At 38.0% G+C, this 22,439-nt stretch carries 18 protein-coding genes; 7 read left to right on the top strand and 11 right to left on the bottom strand.

Annotated elements, in window-relative coordinates; translation table 11 throughout:
* Positions 1 to 400 precede the first annotated feature (400 nt).
* Positions 401 to 1,363: a transcription initiation factor IIB gene (locus DYY65_RS07235; RefSeq protein ID WP_162477304.1), complete on the top strand. Its 963-nt coding sequence runs from the start codon at positions 401 to 403 to the stop codon at positions 1,361 to 1,363.
* A gap of 199 nt (positions 1,364 to 1,562) precedes the next feature.
* On the opposite strand, the gene DYY65_RS07230 is transcribed toward DYY65_RS07235, so the two are convergent.
* Positions 1,563 to 2,198 carry a trimeric intracellular cation channel family protein gene (locus DYY65_RS07230; protein ID WP_236561724.1) on the bottom strand — a complete coding sequence of 212 codons (636 nt, stop codon included), beginning with the start codon at positions 2,196 to 2,198 and terminating at the stop codon, positions 1,563 to 1,565.
* Positions 2,199 to 2,331: 133 nt separating this feature from the next.
* Positions 2,332 to 3,291, bottom strand: coding sequence for a PsbP-related protein (locus DYY65_RS07225; protein WP_236561723.1), 960 nt, complete (start codon positions 3,289 to 3,291; stop codon positions 2,332 to 2,334).
* A 2,115-nt stretch (positions 3,292 to 5,406) separates the two neighbouring features.
* Between DYY65_RS07225 and DYY65_RS07220 the strand changes: the two genes are divergently transcribed.
* Positions 5,407 to 5,742, top strand: a complete 336-nt coding sequence (locus DYY65_RS07220) for a hypothetical protein (RefSeq protein WP_162477302.1) — start codon at positions 5,407 to 5,409, stop codon at positions 5,740 to 5,742.
* A gap of 318 nt (positions 5,743 to 6,060) precedes the next feature.
* On the opposite strand, the gene DYY65_RS07215 is transcribed toward DYY65_RS07220, so the two are convergent.
* Complete coding sequence (locus DYY65_RS07215) at positions 6,061 to 6,480, bottom strand: secondary thiamine-phosphate synthase enzyme YjbQ (RefSeq protein ID WP_162477301.1); 420 nt, start codon at positions 6,478 to 6,480, stop codon at positions 6,061 to 6,063.
* Positions 6,481 to 7,160: 680 nt separating this feature from the next.
* Complete coding sequence (locus DYY65_RS07210; protein ID WP_236561722.1) at positions 7,161 to 7,724, bottom strand: PsbP-related protein; 564 nt, start codon at positions 7,722 to 7,724, stop codon at positions 7,161 to 7,163.
* Between the two features lie 1,642 nt (positions 7,725 to 9,366).
* On the opposite strand from DYY65_RS07210, the gene DYY65_RS07205 reads away from it, so the two are divergent.
* Complete coding sequence (locus DYY65_RS07205) at positions 9,367 to 10,332, top strand: transcription initiation factor IIB (protein WP_162477299.1); 966 nt, start codon at positions 9,367 to 9,369, stop codon at positions 10,330 to 10,332.
* Positions 10,333 to 10,660: 328 nt separating this feature from the next.
* On the opposite strand, the gene DYY65_RS07200 is transcribed toward DYY65_RS07205, so the two are convergent.
* Together DYY65_RS07200 and DYY65_RS07195 are read right to left on the bottom strand one after the other, a co-directional pair.
* Positions 10,661 to 11,776, bottom strand: coding sequence for a zinc-binding alcohol dehydrogenase family protein (locus DYY65_RS07200; RefSeq protein ID WP_162477298.1), 1,116 nt, complete (start codon positions 11,774 to 11,776; stop codon positions 10,661 to 10,663).
* 403 nt (positions 11,777 to 12,179) lie between these two features.
* The gene (locus tag DYY65_RS07195) at positions 12,180 to 12,635 is read right to left on the bottom strand and encodes a hypothetical protein (protein WP_162477297.1); all 456 of its coding nucleotides are present in this window, start codon (positions 12,633 to 12,635) and stop codon (positions 12,180 to 12,182) included.
* A gap of 138 nt (positions 12,636 to 12,773) precedes the next feature.
* Between DYY65_RS07195 and DYY65_RS07190 the strand changes: the two genes are divergently transcribed.
* Positions 12,774 to 13,247 (top strand): hypothetical protein, encoded by a 474-nt coding sequence (locus DYY65_RS07190; protein WP_162477296.1) that lies wholly within the window; start codon positions 12,774 to 12,776, stop codon positions 13,245 to 13,247.
* 205 nt (positions 13,248 to 13,452) lie between these two features.
* On the opposite strand, the gene DYY65_RS07185 is transcribed toward DYY65_RS07190, so the two are convergent.
* From DYY65_RS07185 to DYY65_RS12725, 4 genes are all read right to left on the bottom strand, one after another.
* A complete protein-coding gene (locus DYY65_RS07185; protein ID WP_162477295.1) occupies positions 13,453 to 14,559 on the bottom strand; it encodes an MBL fold metallo-hydrolase in 1,107 nt (368 codons plus the stop codon).
* A gap of 47 nt (positions 14,560 to 14,606) precedes the next feature.
* Positions 14,607 to 14,915 carry a hypothetical protein gene (locus DYY65_RS07180; protein ID WP_162477294.1) on the bottom strand — a complete coding sequence of 103 codons (309 nt, stop codon included), beginning with the start codon at positions 14,913 to 14,915 and terminating at the stop codon, positions 14,607 to 14,609.
* Positions 14,916 to 14,942: 27 nt separating this feature from the next.
* Entirely contained in the window at positions 14,943 to 15,473 is a 531-nt protein-coding gene (locus DYY65_RS07175) for a pyruvoyl-dependent arginine decarboxylase (RefSeq protein ID WP_162477305.1), read from the bottom strand.
* Between the two features lie 451 nt (positions 15,474 to 15,924).
* Positions 15,925 to 16,053, bottom strand: a complete 129-nt coding sequence (locus DYY65_RS12725) for a hypothetical protein (RefSeq protein WP_255457484.1) — start codon at positions 16,051 to 16,053, stop codon at positions 15,925 to 15,927.
* A 1,093-nt stretch (positions 16,054 to 17,146) separates the two neighbouring features.
* Here DYY65_RS12725 and DYY65_RS07170 point away from each other — a divergent pair.
* A complete protein-coding gene (locus DYY65_RS07170) occupies positions 17,147 to 17,317 on the top strand; it encodes a hypothetical protein (RefSeq protein ID WP_162477293.1) in 171 nt (56 codons plus the stop codon).
* 701 nt (positions 17,318 to 18,018) lie between these two features.
* Here the strand turns inward: DYY65_RS07170 and DYY65_RS07165 are convergent.
* Positions 18,019 to 18,579: an HdeD family acid-resistance protein gene (locus DYY65_RS07165; protein ID WP_162477292.1), complete on the bottom strand. Its 561-nt coding sequence runs from the start codon at positions 18,577 to 18,579 to the stop codon at positions 18,019 to 18,021.
* A gap of 847 nt (positions 18,580 to 19,426) precedes the next feature.
* On the opposite strand from DYY65_RS07165, the gene DYY65_RS07160 reads away from it, so the two are divergent.
* Both DYY65_RS07160 and DYY65_RS07155 read left to right on the top strand, forming a co-directional pair.
* Positions 19,427 to 20,206: a TIGR00266 family protein gene (locus DYY65_RS07160; RefSeq protein WP_201449386.1), complete on the top strand. Its 780-nt coding sequence runs from the start codon at positions 19,427 to 19,429 to the stop codon at positions 20,204 to 20,206.
* A 670-nt stretch (positions 20,207 to 20,876) separates the two neighbouring features.
* On the top strand, positions 20,877 to 21,065 hold the full coding sequence (locus tag DYY65_RS07155) for a hypothetical protein (RefSeq protein WP_162477290.1): 189 nt from the start codon (positions 20,877 to 20,879) through the stop codon (positions 21,063 to 21,065).
* The last annotated feature ends 1,374 nt before the right edge of the window (positions 21,066 to 22,439 follow it).

Here is a 22,439-nt window from a genome sequence, read left to right as displayed (position 1 = left end):
TAATGCAATAATAAAGACTGGCATAGCCATCCAACAAATTCTCTTCAAATGCCAATAAGAAGTCTGTCTACTGAAATATATATTTTTGAGAACTCAAACGAAGTTAAGTATCAAATTGCTCATCTACAATCTCAGTCCAAAGATATCGAATGTTTTGCTAAACATAATGGTAGGGCCGGTTGAGAAGCTTTTCAGCATGTATGATTATTACTAAATGCAGAAGATGTGGATGATATATTCGACGAATGTATTACAAGAGTGAAATAGATGGGTCGTGCTAGCTTCGAATATGATCTCCATAAAAAAAGGAACCCAAACTAATAGAGATTTAGAGCTTCGTTGTAGACTGGAAGAAACAAAATTCATCTTATGCTGACATATGAATTTAATGGTATTCCCAATGAAACAACTTAGGACCGCCTGCTCTGCCTGTAAGAGCGAGGAAGTCATAACTGACCATGAATCTGGTGAGATCATATGTAGCAACTGCGGTCTAGTAATTTCTGACAATATACAAGATCGGGATAACTGGTGGATGTCGCTGGGAACCAGAGGATCAGATCTTGAGGCGAACGGTGTACTTCCGATTTCTTTGGCTCGTCACGATAAAGGGCTTTCTACCACTATTGGAAGACCTAATAAAGATGCGAGCGGCCATGTCCTCGATTCAGACATGCGTTCTAGAATGGAAAGACTTCGAAGGTGGGATTTTAGAATAAAAGCGAGTAATTCCCACGATGGAAATCTAAAAGATGCTTTCGCACAACTTGACTCTTTGAAAGATAAGCTCCAACTTCCAGAAACAGTAGTAGAGAAGACTGCGTATATCTATAGAAAGGCACAGACAAGAGGGCTAGTTCGAGGAAGAACGATTTCTGCAGTGTTGGATGCAGCCCTATATATTGCCTGCAGAGAATTGGGAATCCCAAAATCATTAAAGGAAATTGCAGGGGCCAACAACGTTAAACATAAAACCTTGGCAAAAAGTTATAGGCTTCTGATTGTCGAGCTTGACGTAAAGATTCCTACTGTAGATCCTACTAAATGCATCATTAAAGTTTCTAACAAGGTAAATTTAGAAGAAAGGACAAAACGCAGGGCTATAGTATTAATGTCTCAACTTATCAGTATGGAAGTAACTGCTGGAAAGGATCCAATGGGGATGGCCGCTGCAGTTCTATATATATCATGCATGAATTCTGGCGAAAAAAGAACTCAATCTGATATTGCAAGGGCGGCAGGCATAACCGAAATGACATTGAGAAATAGATGCAGATCTATAAAGGATCTTGAACCGGATTCGGTGCCGATTAGCATAGTAAGGAAAGGTCATCAAACCAATCATACAATATTTAGAGCATAGATTTCAAACTAATGTTCATAAATTTTAGAACCATTTCAAATTGCATAGTATTTAAACACATGATATTGGTTGGAGGAACAGAATGGTCGGATTTTCTGGGCTAGAGTATGCAATGCATATTTTGTGAGTGAAGGGGTTCAAAGCTCATATGTGTGTTAAATATATTAAATATATCTCGTGGCTCATCTATCACCAGGTGTCATGTTCTTGCCCTTGGTAAATTCCAATTAAATTTCATTGCAACAAAGCGAACGGAGATTACTACGAGCATAGATACAATAGTGGCAATATTCAAGTTGATATCGACCACTAACAGGACAAAGAAAATTATGATTCCAAGGAAGCTAGCAGAGGCATAAAACTCCTTAACAAAAACAAGGGGTATTTCGTTTACGAACAAGTCCCTTAATATCCCACCTCCCACTGCAGTTAAAATGCCAGCAAAAGTCAAGACAAGAAAGTTCAACCCAAATAAATCATATGCGACAGTGGCGCCAATTACACTGAATACACCCAGACCAATGGCATCGAATTTCAAAAATAAACCCCAATGTTTTCTTAGCGACGGGTAAAGAAGGAATATGACAATACCACTAGAGACCGTTACTATGACGTACGATGGGTTAGTGATAGCAGCAGGTGGATATATCCCAAAAATCATGTCTCTAATTACTCCACCGGCTACTCCAGTTATTGTAGAAAGAATGATTACTCCCGCTAAATCCGTTTTATGTTCAATTGCCTTAAATGCACCGGTTACAGCGAATGCCATAGTACCGAACAAATCCATTATCTGAAGGAAAAATGGAGATAGGTGTGAAAAAACATCGACCAATTAATATTCCTACAATCAACTACTATTAAACAAGGTTGCTAGATCAAAGCAGCCAACCAAAAATTCAATATTAATGAGCCTATGCTATGTTGTTTGTATCATATGTATTTCATATGTTTAATTGATATCTATTCTAGCGAGTGTTGGTCTCACCATTATCATTATTGTGAGTATCGATTGCAAAACTAAAGGAGTCTATCATGCGAATCGCGGTTGGTAACCTCTCAAAGAATTTCTCTGTTTCGCAAATGAATACCAGTCTATACAACTTTGAATTTTTGATCGTAAATATAAGCATGTGTCTAACCGATCTGTTGTGGATTATTCCATCATAGATGATCTTGTACGCTGTTTGTCCTGCCCAATCAAAAGTATTAGTAAATTCAACTAAACGAAAATGCAGAACGCCGCGCTTCAATAGCATAAGATCCAGGTTAGAAAAGTCTTCTATTGTTAAGTTCCTTGTATTCTGTTCGATTTCTACTGACAGGGCGTCTACAGAATCTAATGGTGGGTTTTTAAATACTACTACAAACTTTCCACTTGGTGCATTGTGCTTGTTGATAATGATCCAATTGGATGGAATCTCCATCTTGAAGGCTTCATGTCTGTACATTAAAAATTCGGTATTCGACATGGACATTTTAGTTGTAGTAGCAAAATTCATCGTCGACTTGAAATTTTGCATTGGGTGCAATTTTTTCTTCTCAGCTTTCACGAGATTCTGAACACTTCTAGGATCCATTATGTTACGAAATGTAATCTTATGTTCACGATTATGCACAAAGACCAGATCTCCTACTAACTTATGATCATAATCGCCAGATCCATAATTCGGAGTAAAATACCTACCCATTGAAAACCCAGCGTGCCTACCATGCCCGATGCGATGCTCATTCACTATAATCACATCATCTAGCTCTGAAAGTGGGATTTTTATCGTTCCTTTTTGTTCTCTCAGTAGTATGTTTAGTGTTGTAATTTGCTGAATTTGGACGACTATTCTCGTATGTCTTGTGTGAAGATCATACCAAACATTTTCTTTAATTTCATTTACCCATAAGGTTACTTCACTTTGTCTCCTTTTTCCCATCTCTCCTTGCGGCATTTATTCAATTTCAAGAGATAAGCTCTTTAACTAACCTTTTATCCAAGGCTAAGTTAGCAAAGCCAATTCTCAGGCATTTACCTCCTGGAATTCATAGAGACACGTAGCTTGTAAAGGTTGCCATTTCTTCATCTATCCTAAACCATCGTCATATATTTTTCTGAATTATCATAGGTTTGCTAGTTGACTCCAGAGCCGGGCTAAAAATTTACTAGCTTTTCTTAAATGATATACTCATTTGTCAGTTTATCAAAATCGATTGACAATTTTACTTACCAGATATAGAATGATTAGAACAAGTGTTACTACTCAGACCACAGAACCGAAACCGACTAAATGTTGAGTTTGCAGCTCTAAGTATGTAAGTGGTATCCTTTTAATTTATTGCAATTGGATTGTGCTCCTTTATTATATAACCAGGATCAATAGCTGTTTTTATAATGGATAATCATGCCCCTATCAGATGGCATTGAAACTTATTTTTAAGCGATACTAGACAATGTAGCTTTTTACCTCATGAAATCCGAACTGATCCATAAACTGATTTGAAGGAGCATTTTTATTTATAAAGTTTAGTCTCTACTTCTCCTGTAAAGAGAGAGGTTAAATGGTTGGATACGAAAGATGCAGGAATTTCTATGTAAACTAAGAAAAACTTTTTACATTAAATTAATAGGAATGAGCCTCCGCTTCACAAATATAATATTTATCTTACATCGATTAATGGACACTGAGGAATATTNNNTGCTACTTCGATTCGACTATTTAATTATCCCCTCATTATTAAGCATGTAATAATTTCCCAAAACAACTCGACAGTGGGCACTCGTAACAGGCCCTGTGATATTTCGAGTATCTGCAAATTGATTCAAGACAATTTTCCGATTATCAACAAGAAATTGATTGACTGAAAATGAGGAAAGTTTTGAAGAATATGTAGCAAGAGAGATTATATCCCTTTATCATCTATTTTTTATATTGGAGGAACTAGAAAATATACTAATTAGATCTGTTCAGCAAGTGTCAGGTCGGCAATAAGAATATAACGGGGGCAAAAGTGATGAAACCTTAGAAGCCCCAATTAACCGGGCCCGATAGATATATTTTTTGGACATAGTGAAGTTAATGCTCAGCTCTGTTTAGATTATTATTCGGATAACGATACGATGATATCGCTGAAGGTGTCACTTTTCAATGTTTTGTGCTCGTTACATCACCCCCTACCAATAAATACCGGCGCACGTACGGTGTTACTCTCTATTCTTTCCTGCGGGGATATTGAAGCAAGTCTAAACCAAATTTTCTACTTCAAAATGTGACTATGATCGACAAACCTATCGGTATTGCGCGTATGATAACCGACGCTAGTACGATTTTCACCTTCATCTCACGTCAATAATAATATTATAGAATCCTATTTTCAACATGAGAACTTAAAACTATGTTCCATTTCTGTCGGCTTGGTGTCACTTCAATCGAACGAACCACTTCTTTTTTCATCCCTGGTGCTATGCCCTTGCGATTGCCTGAACGTTTATTGTGCAAGTGTGTTCCATAAATAATTGGCACCTCTGATGCAACTTCCCCTGCCAGATCTATTAAATTAGCCCTTTGCTAGTATAGAAATGATGAAAAAGGAGTGGAGTAACACGAGAATTTGTTTTTTAGCTGATACTAAGTTCAAAACCTGTCTTTAAATTTATAATGTCCCAAGTCCCAAACTTGTACTAGTACCTTGAATCCTATTTTTCTATTAGAAATGTATAGACTTACTCGAGATATTCTCAAATACAGATCACTGTCCTTCTTTGAATATCTTGACATACTGCGCTGTACTACTACATGCCCCGCGATATAACCGATACCTATCCGTTTCGGAAGGTTGTTTCAAGTTATGGTAATTGTCTATCCACGACAGAATTCGCATGGTCCCTTGGGATTGTAAGGGGACAGCAACATCTTTGCGCAGAGTATCCTGTAAAATCATTATATAGATTTTGCATGGTTTGTATTTTTATCATTAATTTGTTTACAAATTTACATACGTAGTTAACTAACTATAGTTTCGCTTAAGTATTGACCGAATGTTATTACTAGAAGATGGCTATAGACGCACGAACATTTTGGTTTGTTATAGGGACATCCTGGGGCGGACTATTTATTTTGCTTGGAGCCTTCATGTATTTCTGGGCTGCTGATATGTCGCCTTTGTCTAGTCTAGCTCAAGTGGCTTGCAATGTTCCTGCTGTGTCAAATGTCTTGTTTCAGGCTTGTTCTAGAATAAATACGAATATAACAATCTTATCGTATGTACCTGATGTTGCTGTGGTACTGATTATTCTTGGTTGCATCTTATTGATCGTGGGATTGCACATTTCCACTGGAAAAGAGAAGAACGGACAGAGTTGGCGCACCCGGGATAATAAATACTACTAATATTATTGCTATTATAACCTGGCAACTTGTACCAAATGTTATGAGCCACTTTGATTACTTATTATTTAACATGGCATAGCATGCAAAGTATAGAATATTCAAAAGTCATAAAAAGATCAGGTTGTTTTCAAATGTGAACGTAACGCTGGTGGTTTAACAAAATATGCAATTGAGTTACCAACTGAATTAAGAAGAAAAAGATATTTAAAAAAGAAAATATTTTGAAAAGCGTACCGAACACCCTACAAACTCAATATCGTTTGGAAGAATGGTGTTGTAAAGTATCATTTAATGTGGCCGGTTTATATGAAGTTAATGTCATTCGCCTATTACTTGCATTATGATCTGACGCTCTCTTTTTCTAGTATCCATTTCTATCAGGACGATTTGTTGCCACATTCCTAACAGGAGAGTGTTGTTTTTAAAAGGAATTGTTAGGCTTGGACCAACTAAGGAGGCACGAACGTGTGAATGGCCATTTCCATCATGCCAAGTTTTGTCGTGTTCGTATTCTGTATTTTTTGGGACAATCCTAGACAGCATTTTAGGAAAATCAGCTCTAAGTCCAGGTTCATACTCAATGGTTGTTACAGCCGCTGTTGATCCAACCACGAATATTGTAATACTTCCATTTTGGAGTTTGGTTTCCTGAATTGCCTTAGAGGATGGTGCTGTGAGGTCGATCATATCATTCTCTCCACCTGAGTTGACAATGATATCTTTAGTAATAACTTTCATAGGCCATCTTGTCTACCTGCAACTTGTTAAACAAGCTTTGGATATGCCAAATGGCGGTTTCTTGGTACACCCTTTTTTATGTCATTATTTTGAATGCTTAGTTCTATATCGGATTCACTTTTATGTTTGGCTTGTGTCAGACCCACTTTGCTTTCTCCTACAATTACTACTTTGAGGCAACTGTCACGGATCCCTGCTCAAATATTGAAATTATTGAAGATCTAAGAGGCCCGAGTAGTCAGGTCGGTGGTGTTCCAACTCAACTTATTCCACTTACCAGCTAACGGTCACCAGGTGAAAAGGATCACCGGGCCACTAAGAGTCACCAGCAAGGCTTTCCCTTTCCACATTTCAAATATTCTGCAGCAAAGCATATCAAAAGGGGCTAAAATGATTGTATAATGAAGAGCTATCTGATATTTAAACTGCAATGTTATTACGTAACAAGAATTATACAGAAAGATCCTGTCAAGAAACTTCAACAGTAGATGATTAAAATGTAAGAAAGCTATCACGCTGAACCAAACTAAGCTAGTTTTTTTCATCCTGCGTAAATGGTCAAAACAAGTAACAATATGCAGATAGGTAGGTCGTTGAGTGATTAAATCCACTATTCAGAAGTAGGGAGGGTGAAGTTTGTCGAACAACACAACAAAAAATGGATCCAAAGGGCATTTAAGCTATTTTAGCACTATTTTGAACGAACGTATCATCTTTTCTATCGCGGTCAAATATGTGCCATAATTACTACGATCTGCATGATAAGAAAGAATATAGGCTTTTGAGTTGTGAAGGGTCCATATAGCCATCGCTTTTCCTACACCAGCGATTGGATCCTTATATGTGAATACAACAGAATATGCATTTTGCCCTGCTAGAGAACTACTCGCATTTGTGTTAACTGGAGTAAAATCAGGAAAAGATTGAGACAGGAAGTTTAACTCCTGTTTTGAAAATGCAGATGGATTTGAAGTTGCAGAAGTCACGTTTGCTGTTTCTATCAGTAGATATTGCCTAAAGATTTGAGACGCTCCACTTTGTGGCGAGAGAAAATTTACAATCATATTGTGTGAACCCTGTGTTATTCCCTGCGCAAATTGGAGCTTTTGCCAATCTATTGGGTATTGAATTTCAAAGCCATAAATAGGATCCTGGTAACTAACAAATCGATTCTGCATTTGGGCTATCGCTGTATTCTGATTGACTGTGCCTAAACTTGACAATACCAGTAATAAAATTGACATTGAAATTAATTTGTACATCAAACTAATTTCTGGCCGGAAAGACACAGTTGATTGACTTATATCTCTACTCAAAAACAGTATACATAGATTTTAGGGACTTAATAGTGTTACAATGTGAATATATTATGAATACGTGAATATTGTAAACGCTTTTAACAAATCACATTGATTGACTTTAAATGCATGGTGAAGTATAATATCATATAATATCATATAATAAGCCAAAAGATTATTGCACTTGGGCCGATGAGAATAATCTTCAAAAAGCTAGCAGGTTTCTCACCTCGCTCTAATGTATCAAGTCACCTGGTCAATAAAATTACAAGAGTAAGCGATTATAAAAGTATAGAACAAAGATAAAATGAACATTACAAAAATCATGAATATTGACCCAATCTGGTTTTTGTTCGAAATGAGTGAGATAAATGAAAGCCCGAACGTCATTTTCAAAATTAGATCCTCTAAAATGGCGTCAGAAATACTTGCCCACTTGTCCTACTAACCGCACATGACAGAAAGACATCCTACTAATACGTCCGTGACAGAAACTTCCTGTTAGAATACTACCCACCTCATAGAAATCAACACTTCCTTTGAAGTATTTCAAAGAAATTTTTGTTCAAAGCCTAATCATCATTCAATCCATTAAGTGCAAATATTATGGTTTTTACTTCTGAGGACTTGAAGAACCTATCAAAATTGATGGCCAAAATTGGTAAAGCAATGGATGCTAGGGGTTGCCTGATTCCAACCGTCAAAATCACTTGAGGGAATTCGAGGAGAATTCTTTAGTCCACTGGACAGTAAGACGATACTGCCGAATCACGTGAGCTTACAGGATCAAAAGCAGCTGCAAAGTAAATACTGCTGGTATTGCCGGCATGAGATAAAAATTGTAACAAGTGATGGAATATCTATTTTTCCGAGATAGCTTCCAACAGCGATAAAATCTTACGATAGTACACATTAGTTATCAGTTTTATATTTTTCAGCTGTTTGTTATATAGGAAGAATAGAGTTCATAATTGCTTAGGCAACATGCCGCCGCCTACTTTATTTATTCCGCATGGTCTCAAATGGATTTGTCTAAACCATTGATACGCATGGGCTAATACAATCTTATAGAAGAAACAGTGCCTGTTTTAAGAAGCTTAGTTTAATATTCATTTTACAGATTGTAACACTACAATAGTACGATAAGCAAAAGGCGATTATTTATAATATAGTATATATCTCTTAACGGAATTCGTACATACTAGATGATAATGTCAAATTTTTTATTATAATATGATGTTAAAGCTCTATTTTAGGAGTCGTTTGCGTGTAGCCTTTCATTCTGTTTAGAATTTACAATCAGCGAATCCAATTTTAATATGTTTGTGGAGTGGCTATCCACCAAAAATTATTTCTGACAATTCGCAAGTTAAAACTGCTCTGGTATACTTATAATTATAATTATAATTATTGCTAAAATGATTTGTAATACCGCATAACATTACACGAGATCTGCATCTATATTCAAATAATCATTCATTTGCCCGAATTATCTATTAATAATTTTATCATAAATCCATACAACGATCGGGTTGGTAAGTCATAACTTACTATATGCTTTATATGTAATTACACCTATTATATAAGTATGAACAAATCGGTACGTTATGGTGATTTCTTACCTTCCAATAGTAATACATCGTCTATCACTACTAACTCCTTACTCAAATGTCCAGGTTGTGGCAGCGAGAGTATAATCACCGATTCTGACTCTGGAGAGATGATTTGTGTAAAATGTGGGAGAGTAATTTCAGACCAGATGCAAGATGTACGGCCAGAATGGCGTGTGTTTTCTACTTCAGAACCTGAATTAAGAACCAGAATTGGGATCCCAGAGTCTTTGGCAAGACACGACATGGGCTTATCGACTGTTATTGGGAGAACTAATAAAGATGCGAGCGGCAATAAGCTTGATCCCGCGATGCGAATTACCATGAATAGACTAGCTACGTGGGATTTGCGGTCACAGCTGCATACACCTAAGGATAGAAGTCTTAGACAAGCATTCTTTCAATTGGATATAATGAAAGATAAACTAGGACTGTCGGATGGCCTAGTCGAGAAAGCTGCGTACATTTACAGAAAGGCACAGTCAATGAAGCTAACTAGGGGCAGAACCATATCAGGAGTATTGGCAGCTGCTGTATACATTGCTTGTAGAGAATTGGGAGCATCGAGAACATTAGATGACATTGCGGCTGTATGCAATGTGAAAAGAAAAGAGGTCGCAAAGGACTTTAGAATACTTCATACTAGACTCGACCTCAAAATTCCACAACAAGATCCGATCAAATGCATAGTAAGGGTGGCAAACAAGGTTAGGCTGAGTGAAAAGACGAAAAGGAAAGCTGCAGAAATCATGAACGCGGTAATGAAAGAAGAAGTCTCTGCTGGCAAGGATCCAATGGGTCTTGCCGCCTCAGTATTATACATATCGGGTATTAAGACTGGAGAGACAATAACGCAATCGAATATCGCAGAAGCTGCTGGTGTCACAGAGGTTACCATTAGAAATAGAGCAAAGGAATTAACAAACAAAATAGAGCTCAATTAATTTTAATTTTCAATGTAGAACGACCGGCATTAAAATAGAAGTTTAAGGACCACAAGGATGGTACAGCTTCTAAATCCTAAGGACAGAGATTTAGACATCATTCGCTATTTTATTTGTGTATCAATTATTCACATCGAAACATCTTATTAAATAGCCCAATGACGGCTAAATACATAAGCAGATAAAAAGGTGATGCATCACGTCAATCCAAAAAAATTGGATATCTAAACAGGTCATAATTGAAAGAGATACTTTGCGCAACAAATGGGTCAGTGTTATATATCGGATGAGTTGAAGGCTAAAGTCAAAGCTAAGCTGGACTCTCAATCTAGAAGTCAGATACAACAATCTTTCCAATTGTTGAACCAGATTCCAATTTTTTATGTGCCTTACGCAAATTTTCGGCATTTATTGGAGACATCAAATCTGTTAGGGTAGTCCGTATTTTTCCACTATCAACAAGATCTGCTACTGTGTTAAGTATATGATGTTGCGCTATCACATCATGGGTCTGAAATAGTGACCGCGTAAACATAAGCTCCCAAACGAACGTAGCGCTTTTCTGGCGAAGTATTCCTCCAAGATCTACTGGAGCCGTCGTTTCGACTGTGGAACATATCCGCCCTTGTGGGGCAACTAGTTGCTTCATGGCCTCAAAATAACCATCGGTATTATTCAGACAAAGGATATAGTCAACATATTCTGAACCTATGAGGTTTTTGATTTGAGACTTAAGGTCTTCTCGGTAATTTACTACATAGTCGGCACCCATTCTCTTACACCACTCTCTTGATTCATTCCTAGATGCAGTTGCAATTACATTCAACCTTGACGTAGTTGAGTAATTGACCGGGGAGTCTAAAACATTTTTTGCAAGCTGTACTGCTACTGAACCAACTCCTCCTGCCCCACCAATGATAAGGATAGATGACAGAATTTGTTTGTTACTGCTAGAGTCTGAGAATGAACCCCTCTGTGGAGAAAACCTTCTAGTGGTATTCACACAAATACATAGTCTATCATAGAGTGACTCCCATGCTGTTACACTTGTAAGCGGCATAGCAGCAGCCTCTTCAAAGCTAAGCGAATTCGGTTTTCTTCCAACTATACGTTCATCTACTAAATGAAACTCGCAGTTTGTTCCCGGTCTCGAAATGCTGCCAGCATAATAAACCGCGTCACCTTTCCTAAAGAGTGTACATTCTGAGCCAAGGGCAATTATTTCTCCCGCTGCATCCCATCCTAATATGGTTGGCATATCGGCTTTTTCCACGAGTGAGTACATACCTTTCCTAACTTTTGTATCTAAAGGATTTACAGAGATCGCTTTTATCGCTATAAGTAGATCATGGCCGGTAGGATTTTTGGGCTGTTCGATATCTAAATCAACTAGCGATTTAGGGTCATCGATTGGTAAGTTTTCGTATAAACCAACTGCTTTCATTTGGTAATTATATTAAATTTCTTCCATGCAGTATATCTGTATTTTGAGTTCATTTGACGTATGATTCTGCTAGAATGCTGTCTTTTATAGTATAAGCGCAGTTCTATTTCTAACCACAAAAGCAACCTTCTGCATTAAGGGATTTATTGACGAGAAATGGTGCTAATGGTTGACCGTGATCACATCAATAGCTTGTGTAGTTAAGTTGGGGTTCACTACCTTTGGTGAATTATCTTTGCCGTACTAGACATTGTTTTATGATTGCCGGATGAATTTCAATTATCAAGGCAAGATTAAACTACATCACTTTACAATCGGATAAAATTCAACGCATTACTAAATATGAATGATCTTTTTACATAATGTTGACAAAAACGTACATGAACCATAACAGCTCTAGAGTTTAGCACCTTGGATCCAAAAAACTGCAGCCTGCAGGTTTAGTGGTTGGTATTGACGAACTATGTGTCCCTAGTGTCGAAGTGCTGTTGAGCCTTATCAAATTTCCAAAGGTATTCCCACCATCAGTACTTGTCCTGATTACTGGATTAAGTGCTCCTGTTTCGTTTGTCCACCACGCCACGGCTACGGTACTACCGGCCACGTTTATATTTACATTATTACGTACCACAGTAACCTTTGGATTTGTATTAGGTGGGCTGAGAACCATTACGGTTGAAAACGTTTTTCCACCATCAGTACTTTTTGTGAAGAATATGGCATCACCGTGGAGAGCAGTACTAGCATTGTTCCATGCTGTATAGATGTTGCTACCAGATACTGCGACTGGAGCCGCCTTCTTGCTTGCTTCTTTTTCCGGGACCGGGACCAGGTCAGATGGTTGATGTGAGTTCTGCAACTATTCTAAAAATCTATTTTAGAGCATCTTTGGTAGCTTTTTTAGACCGTAATTGCCGGATTTATCAGTGTTGGCTCACTGGGCCATGATGGCTAGGCCTGTGTGGACTGGAAGCCTTAGCCAGCAGGCATAGTGAGAATGCCGAAATTACAGCGTCAATTGGGGTTCTATATTGCCCTGATGGGTTTCTTCCTGGGATTGTCCCAAGATATTATTACCATTTCTAGCGGTTCAGTAGCGTTAGTAATGACGAGTACAATTACAAGTATTACCGCGAAACAGTTTGTACGTGCATTTGTTATCAAACGAAAATTTAAGCAAATGCCTGCAATGACGACAACGAATAGATCCCTTGTCCATTATGGTGCTCCTTTGCATTTGAACCATCGCCTTGTCATGGCAAAAGTTAGAACTGCAAAAACTGTAGCCACAGCGTTAGAGGTGCTTATGCCTATTATCCACCAATCCGGTACTATCGCCATTCCTCAATTGTGTCCATGTCCAATTGGGCCATCTCATTTTGTTGTTGCGCGTCAGTATATTAACAGTAGTTTTGGAAATGCTCGGACACGTAGAAACTCCGCTCCATTCTGGCAGTCTGTAATATTCTGAGGCTTCGTCTACTGTAGGCCCAATTATCATTTGTTCAGATCGGTAAAATTTTCCAGCACTCAAACAACCCCTAAAAAGAAACAATTACGAATAAAAGCACGGAATAGTTTACTTAATAACTCGCGCGTCGACATGATTGTCCACCAAAGGGGAGTGGGCCTCGCAGCGATGTGCTGTGCTATCTGTACATGCCGCCTACCAAGGCTTAATCTACCCGTAAACTTTCTGCCATTTTTGAACAGTGAGAAGACATGTATTGCTCAGCTCCTCCAAGCCGATTGTTCCACTTAGCCAGCATAGTTTGAGCACACTGATTGGCTACGTCATCATCGTGCGTTTTGAACACTAGCCAGGGGTTACTGAATCCACCAACTTGTCCGGCGATCTTGGTGAAGTTAGCAAACATCTTGGTAGCATTAATTGCGCTACTTTTGAGATCTTTAATGAACTCCATTTGTGTAACAACATCTGCACGAGTACCAAGTCTGGTGAGATGACCAGCAACTAATGTATCGAAAGGATAGCTCAATGCTTGTTCATGAGCTTTGATGAACCCAGGTACATCTTCAGCTATTGCCAAGTCCCTGAAGGGAACCCAACCTGGAAAGATGACGTCGACCAACATTAGGACTTTCTGGGTTGGGGCATAAATGAAGATATTACCTCTTTCGTGGTTGACACCTTTGTAATCTAATATCAGTGTCTGATTGCCAAGCTTTACGGTATAGGAGTTTGAAAATGTCTGAGTAGGTGCTGGAACGCCCGTATCATTGTGGTCCTTTAGTATCGTAGCTGTCTCCTGTTGTGCTATGTAAGTAGCATTTGCAGGAAACATATTAGCCGCCCCGATATGATCCATATGTGCATGGCTATAGATCACAATTTTTACTGGTTCCTTTGTTACCTCAGCAATGGCCTTAAGATAGTTTTTGCCAATTGTGAAAGGTGCATCAACTACGATGACGCCTTGATTGCTCACAAGGAACATAGAATTATACATTCCATCGGTCACCCAATACAAATGGTCACGAATTTCTTGAACCAAATATCCCTTTGCAGGAATCTTGGGTCCCACAGCTATTGCTGGAATATGAGTTGTGGAGTTTACCGTATTGTTTTGTTTTGCTGCGTAAGCTTGTTTTACTGCATAAGCGGCAAATTTCAGATATCCGTAATCTTCATGATCCTCTTGAACTAGCGCTTTTGAATTTTGGATATAAGAGGTAGAGAGGAGAGATGTTACCAAGAGAATAACCGAGAAGTAAGTTCCCGATCGTAATACTATACTGTTTAGACTTGATTTATTAATCATATTTGTAGCCCCAGATGTGATTATTTAAGTTTTGTGCGTACAATATTTTACAATTTGCTCGGTATAGTTATCCAAGATTGGACCAATCCAAGATTATAATAAACGCTCACGGGCCTTGTCCCATCCATTACTTGTTCCCCATATTCTACGGTTTGGCTGTCTACCAAAGTCACGCCATCTGGCGACCTGTTAAGCATTTTGCAAATTTCGTCCACGGTCTGTCCATCAATATCATGTGTCCTTTTACCTTTCATCGACAAAATGATTGTATGGTTTCCACCGGTTGCAGATCCAAATTTATTTGTGTATTTGCCCTTGTTGTTAGATGTCTGTTCATCCAGTGGAACGGGTATCATACAGGACAAAATTTCTCTTTCTTGCCATTACAAGATCATTACTGCAGCACTTATGACTGTAGTCCATAAGCCATCTTTATGTCCTTGGGCAGATTGGGTAAAGTTATGTGTCTTGTATATCTTGCCAGAAAGTTTCCATTGTTCTTCTCTTTGATCCCAAGTTAGATTAGGATCGTCGGGTAGACTGATTGTGGTCGCGAGCATTTCCATTGCCATGTCCTCTGCATAATCACCTGCCCTTTGAGCTGTTTCACCAAAAGAATGGTGCTCTGAAAGGTATCCATATTGAGATTGATCAGCTGGTCTTGCCAAACCAATTGATGCAGCAATCAATCTATTAGGCTCATTGGTAGCAGACTTGGCCATGACTGTAAATGCAATTTGCCCAGGTAACAGATGTTTTCTTCCTTCTTCTCTGGTTACAATCTTGCATTCTGGAGGCATTATACTAGAAACCGATACAAGATTTAGATCACTTATAGCAGCGTCACGCAGCGCAAGCTCAAAACTAGTCAGATAGTCTTTATGTAATCCCTTACCTTTAGTGAAAAATATCATCTTTGCTACAAATGATAGTGGATCGGGACGCGATTTGGTTATATTATTTTCATTCACTGTGACTCTTCTCAGCCTTGTATAACACAATATCCAAAAAAGACCTTTCCATCATAGAACTAAAAATTGCCTGCCATTCAAGAGCAGGTTTTTAGGTACTTGCTTAATAAACTGGAGGTAGCAAAGAGGCAACTCTTTAAAAGGCTTAATAGAACCATCCTGTCGACTCTTTGCTACTGCCTTCTGTTATAGGACAACCTAGCATCTGGATCTGGAGTAAATCTTTGACGATGACGAAATCGTTAGTCATGGAACAGTGGCATATAAAGGATTTATAGCTACTCGATTCTTTGGCATGGAACTGACATGGAATTTTGATTATTTCCTCAAATAGTTAAAAGTAATAGAACTGTCACTAGAAGCTAATTGGCATAAATGAAATATACCATACAGACTACTCTGAGGGTATGATAAGAACAACAATAGCCCTGATCATCTTTATTGCTGTGTCTGCAGGGGTAATGTTACAATACCAATCCCATGTAGCAAATGCATCCAATTTCTCAAAGAATACATCCACCAAATGTGAAGGTAATCATTGCCAGATATTAGCATGCATCAACAACAAATGCCACAGATCGTCATCTCTCTTTAACTCAACTCAGCAGCTATTAAATTCTACTAGCTAGTAGCTGTGTAGTAGCTATTGACACCTTTCACACCTTTGATTTAATAATTCATGAATAATCATCCTACTAAAGCTGGCACGAATATAATGCTTCACTTGATATTTGTTCATATAGATATTCGAATGTTGAAAATAGTTACTTATCTTTTGAATCCATGTACATACAATTGGAGTCATTTCAATCAGTTTAGGATGTCGCTCTTACATGTCTCACTGAACGTTGTTATTCTCAACAGTGATGGATAATACAACGGGTGAACTAAAGTTTGAGTCACCATAATGACCGCCTAGCGGGATTATAGTTCTAATATCGATTTAGCCAGAGTGAGTTTACAAAATGAAGGCTTTTGTCGCTGGCTGCATGCTCTCGTAAAATATCAATTTAAATGTAGCATTGCAAAAATGATACTATTGGCGATCACGGGACAATGTCTGTCGAGCGCGCTATGGCAAATAGCGATAAATTGGAATATTCTGTGTTGACTTACCTAACCCAGCTATCTTCGCAGTATTTTTGTTTAGATAGTACTCCTCGATAGATAACTTCGACTATTACCTTCTTTCATGAACACCTTAAAAGCTGGATGCAAGATTAGCAGACTAGGTTTGTTCCTCGACAACGAGCTGTCATAAAACGTATTGTAAGATCCAGGTAACTGGAATTACTTGTTGAGGAATCCACAAATAAATCGCATCTGAGGTTACAGTGGGACCATTTCTCTTGTATTCTATAGTGTCGTCCTTCAAGTAGGTGGACAAATACGAAATGCCTTCAAAGTAAGGTAGGTCGACTTGAGGTATAATTGATAAAGTTGTTGTGACTCCAAAAACTAGGATTCCCGCGACAATAACGAAGAGAGTTATTGCTCATGTTCTCTTAATTCTGATTCTACAACTAATTTATTAGTCATCTGGTGGGCAATGTTATCAGTGCATCTCAGTGCATGCCTGTTGTTAAGGTGTTGCACATCGTGGAAGATTAGAATGAATGTTCAAATTTGTAACTGTTCCTATACAACCAAATGTATTGTTGGGCATTATCTTCGATGACCCACTTGCATTGGTCACATTGTTCATACCATTTACTGACCCAAGAGCGAAGTGTAATGAGGATGCAAATGCCAATAGCATTATTGCTGCCATAGTGGCTACTGTTTGAGAATACATGTAACCAGTGAGCGATGGAAATCTATATAAAAGTATTCTACCTCATTCATGATTACGGTTCTTGATAATTTGTCTATCTATCCGCAAAAGATACTAAGCAAAACCTGTAGTCATATTGATTGCTTACAACAAAATGATTACATCTTAATCCCAAATTTCGTGAGAAAGTCATGCTTATTCAATCTAACTTACCATTGGCAATTAAAATGTAAAAAATGGAGTGTTACCTTGAAAACATACTTTGTTTATAGAGCAAGAATTACATTATTGGAAACTTTAGTGGCCCTACAGGTGATTTGGGTGAGTTCGTCATACTGGCGGAAAAAGCATGCTGGGTGATTGCAGGTTTTATAGTGAATTTATGCCATGTTGCATGATTCATTAGGTTTTAATTCTAATACGCTAACCCTTCAGACAGAAGTTTGTCAGGTGTTGTTTCAAGCTATAGTAGACTATCCCTGTAGCACAGCGCAAAGTTGCAAAGATTTTAGGTTTGACATATTAGCTACCTAATGCACTTCCCACAATCGAGCCATTCATGGTTATAATAGGCTACTTTTACTTTTTAAGGCCTGTTGCTGGGCCGGAGTAAGTAGTTCGTATACCCCTCGAAAAGACAACTTTGCTACAACTAGAGGTAAGGCCAGAGCAAGAAATCTGACCAGTCATCTTTCATTTTCTGAAAGTTTGAATTCAGCGTTCCATTCCCCGAGGCATCATTGCCATTCTTCTTCCTGTAATTCCAACTGCAATAATCTCTATTCCCAATATTAGCAGTGCTATGCCCAAGAAGAGAGATATGAACACTGCGCCAGCATATGGAGATACCATGACGAGAAATGATATGGCAATCGCTAGAGCACCAGCTCCAATACTAAATCCTCTTGCCCAACCAGGACTCTCCTTGTTACCCAAGCCATATACGATATGGGCTATCCCACTGAATAGTAAACCGATACCCAAGAATATAATCACGAAAACAGCCGTATGGACTGGAAATCCCACAGCTATGGAACCGAAGATGAGAGCTAGTACTCCGAGGCCTACAGTACTCCACTTTGAGGTCCTCTTTTCAAAAATTCCACTTATGATCTTCTCGATTCCAACAATGATTAGAATTAAACCGAGTATGTATATGATAGTGACTATCGTCATTCCTGGATGTATAAATACCAGTATGGACAATATGATAGCTAAGGCACCTAGACCAACTAATACGCCACGCCTCCAGCTTGGAGAATTTGAATTTCCCATAACGACACTAATGGGGACAGGACATATATAAAGAGATGAAAATTAGGTTCTTAATTCTTCTTACTAAGGTTATTAATGCAATATTTTACATACTCTCGGCATTAGCTAAGCATTTCGAAGTTGTTCAGATCTCAATATTTAGAATGTCATTTTGTTGATCTTCCTACAGTTTGAATGTGCCTTCTGAACAAAAGGCTAGGCCCAGCTCCGAGCCTGGGATGATGCAGATAGACAAAAGCTAAACCCAAGCTTGAACTTGCTTAAACTGTTTCAACCATATTGAGCAATGTGGAGTGAGGTACCGAAACATCTCACTAGAGTATGTAACTCTCCTGCAAATAGATTAAATAAAAGATCAATTGAGAGAAACTGCCCCGCATTCGGGGAGAATAATAGTATGGCAGACTTGAAAGTCACAGCATAGGACTCATTGTAGCATGTCTTATTATATGCGCGATTGTACTAATATCTGTGATAGTTTATTTTGTACCTAAAGTTGATAAGATTATCTCAGTAGGCTGCACCATTACGAGTGGTTCAATAATAACTAAATGTAATCACAGTTAGAATAATACGCGAAATATATTCATGAAGCAATCTCATAACTGGATAAGCAATTAATTCTAGATCAAAGGGTAAGTTACAGTCTCTTTCTATTGTGTCTCCTGTGTAACTAGGACCATTAAATATGAGTTCTAAGTCTAAGCTCATGCATTATGGATATGATATAACCAATCAATATTCATTAAATTAGATATATCCTTTTTACAGAGCTAGGATATTAGCATTAAAGGGCCACCCATTTAATTCATTATCGAATGATACCAACAGTAACCAAAGAGGTTATATGCATCCATCGATTCCGTTACTCGAAGGACAACATATGCAATATCAAATCCTAAAAGAACCTATGGCAATTCTAGATATTCATTTAGATAATGGTGAAACTATCACTGCAGAAGCAGGTGCGATGGTCTACATGCAGGGAGATATTGAAGTCAAGACAAAGACTCGAGAAGGGGGAGGGTTCCTTAGAAAGTTAAAGGTAAGCGTATTAGGCGGACAATCGTTTTTTGTGAACAACTATGTCGCGAACGTGGATGGTTGTTCTATGGGTCTCACAGGCGGACCTATTGGCGATATTATTAAAAAGGAAATAAATTCTGAAGACGGTTTGATAGTTCATTCGGGTGCTTACATAGCTTCTACTTCTGATGTGATATTGGATACTCAATGGCAAGGTTTTACTAAAGGTCTATTTGGAAGTGAGTTGTTTATGATAAAAGCTACTGGCAGAGGAGATATTTTTCTTAATTCGTTTGGGGCAGTAGTACAAAAAGATTTACAGAAAGATGAAAGAATAATTATCGATAACCATCATATTGTGGCTTTGAGCGAAAATCTAAACTATACTGTGAAAAAGTTTGGAGGACTGAAAAGTACTCTTCTTGGAGGACAAGGATTAGTCACCGAAATAACAGGGCCAGGGTCTGTATATTTTCAAACTAAAACTGTTAATGACTTTGTGGATTATCTGGGAATAAAAGAGATGATTCAAAAAGCTAATTCTTCATCAGAAACTGGAGGTAGTGGGATATCTCTTGGAGGATTTAAAATTGGTACTTAGTCGCTGTTTGGGTGTGTCTAGTAAAATGTTTCATGGAGAGGATTAATTAAGGGTAAATAGTAACACCAAGAAACAAAACATTATCATAACTTCTGAATTAGTAATTACTATGAAGATGACTTCAGGTTTGATGCCAAGCATTATACTTACCTGAATGATTTGACGTACCTCAATTTAGGAGGAATTGTGCTAACCCATTCGTGTTAATTTAGGAATAAAGCTGTAACATTCTCTCTCGAACGAAAATAGTGATTTGAACATGTGGGAATTCATATGAGTATATGCATTTACTTATCCTTTCTGGGACTGTGTTTCAGGACCACTTCGTTGGTTAACCTGGACTGATTGCTAGATAAAACAAATTAGTCATTATAGTATACGGGTAGTCAATCTATCCAGGACTACGCCAAATCCAGTATGGATGGACAATTTCGTAGATTGAGTGGTTTGTATACTATTCTAGGCATCTCATAAACAATTTGTTAATTCGTGCTATAGATTGGTTGACAAGATTGAAACTCTTCTCCTGCAGGGAAGTATTAACAAAATCTGCGCCTTGTGTAGTCAATCAACTGATACTCTGTGTTGTGCTCACGGCAGCAATAAGCTCACCCTCTCCCTGCTACAGAGGTTCTTCGGCCTATATTAGAAGCCGCGGTCGCTGAACATTATGTCCGATTTAGTGACTAATCTTGAAAAGAGAAGGGAAAAGAAGAACGTCAAAAAAGAATATTTGTTGATTGAGAACGAAATTGACTGTCCCCGCTGCTACGGCATCATGATGCTACATTTGGAATTTGATCTTCCAGGGTATTTTTGTGAGGAATGTGATTTTATACTTCATTTGACTCGCTATTAGCTGGGTGCTTGAATAGAGGTTTTTCCCAAAAAGGGATCCCATTTTTGTTGTTGTATATCGCGTCATTGAGATGACTGACGCTCAGTGGGACACCATTTTTGGGTTTAGGAATTATCATATTAGGTTTTGACTATACTTAATACTGTAGATAAGCAAGTGACTATACTTAATCTATTATCGAAGCATAACAGGATCTATGTATATAATTGAATCCATCTCATGGGTTGCTTCATTATTGATTTTATTGGTATGCCTAACTTTACATGCATGGTATATATGCGCCCGTCCAAAACGGCTCCTTATTGGTTGACAACAATCTGAACAAGCAGACCATTTTCGCAGGTTGATCCCTTGGGTAGTTCGTAGTCTTGAAAGAGGAGGTATCAAATTTAGGCTTGTTTCTTTTATAGGGACTTGAGGGGCATTTGGATTGACATCAAGATTTTGGCCATCTGTTTTTTGGCTGAAACAATATTATCATTTGTCATTGCGGTCAGCATATAGCTTCATTATTTAAAAATAGATCATATCAGAATTGTACAGTCATTTTTTACTACTGGAACAGCTCATATACTGCGAGTTATAGAAGGGATCTATAAGGACATTCCAACAACTTCCAGCTTATGACAAGACGAAAATAGAAAATGAATCAAGGATGATAGCCAAACGGACCGGTCTCAAAACATTTGGTAAAGGCATTAATTGTTCTAACGTGAAATTCGGTAAAGTAATAGAAATTATTACTATAGATGAGATAAAATTTATTTCCTCAATCTCATATAATTGGATCATTGCTGACTTATGTATGTTCTGGAACCTATCAGTTTTGACCAATTTGTTTTTAGAAAGCATTATGAACGGGACCCAACTGGTTTTAGTTAGCAGTTGAAAAGAGAAATTAGTTTCGTAAAGATCTGTGTTGCACCAATACGCGTTTACTCATCCGTTGTTTTTAAATCTTAGTAGAGAAATACTACGAATCAGGCCAGATGTTTATCTTATGGATAAATAGTTCTAGCATGTGCAGTTCATATCTTAATTGATCGCAAATAATGATAATCATTTATTGAGATAAAGGTATAGAAAGCCAAACTAACGGAGCTTCAAGTGTGTGCCCAATCAACTGGTCAATTTTTAAAATTGGTTAAAATCATCGAAACAGAACACATTTTATACAAAGTTTTAAATACTAACAGTTTCGATTAGCCTATAATTTTGTCATCCTTATGGGAATCATGCCAACATGCAAAATCAAGACCCCCACTCACGTTCAGATAGAATAGAGTAATTTAGAGTGGCTTGATACTACGCTGATTGTATCTTGTCTCCTCTCAACATTAAGTACAGGCCTCGTAAAGCTGAGCTTATCGGAAG

The organism is Nitrososphaera sp. AFS, assembly GCF_009898475.1.
GTDB lineage: Archaea > Thermoproteota > Nitrososphaeria > Nitrososphaerales > Nitrososphaeraceae > Nitrosopolaris.
This window is presented reverse-complemented; position numbering and strand designations above follow the sequence as displayed.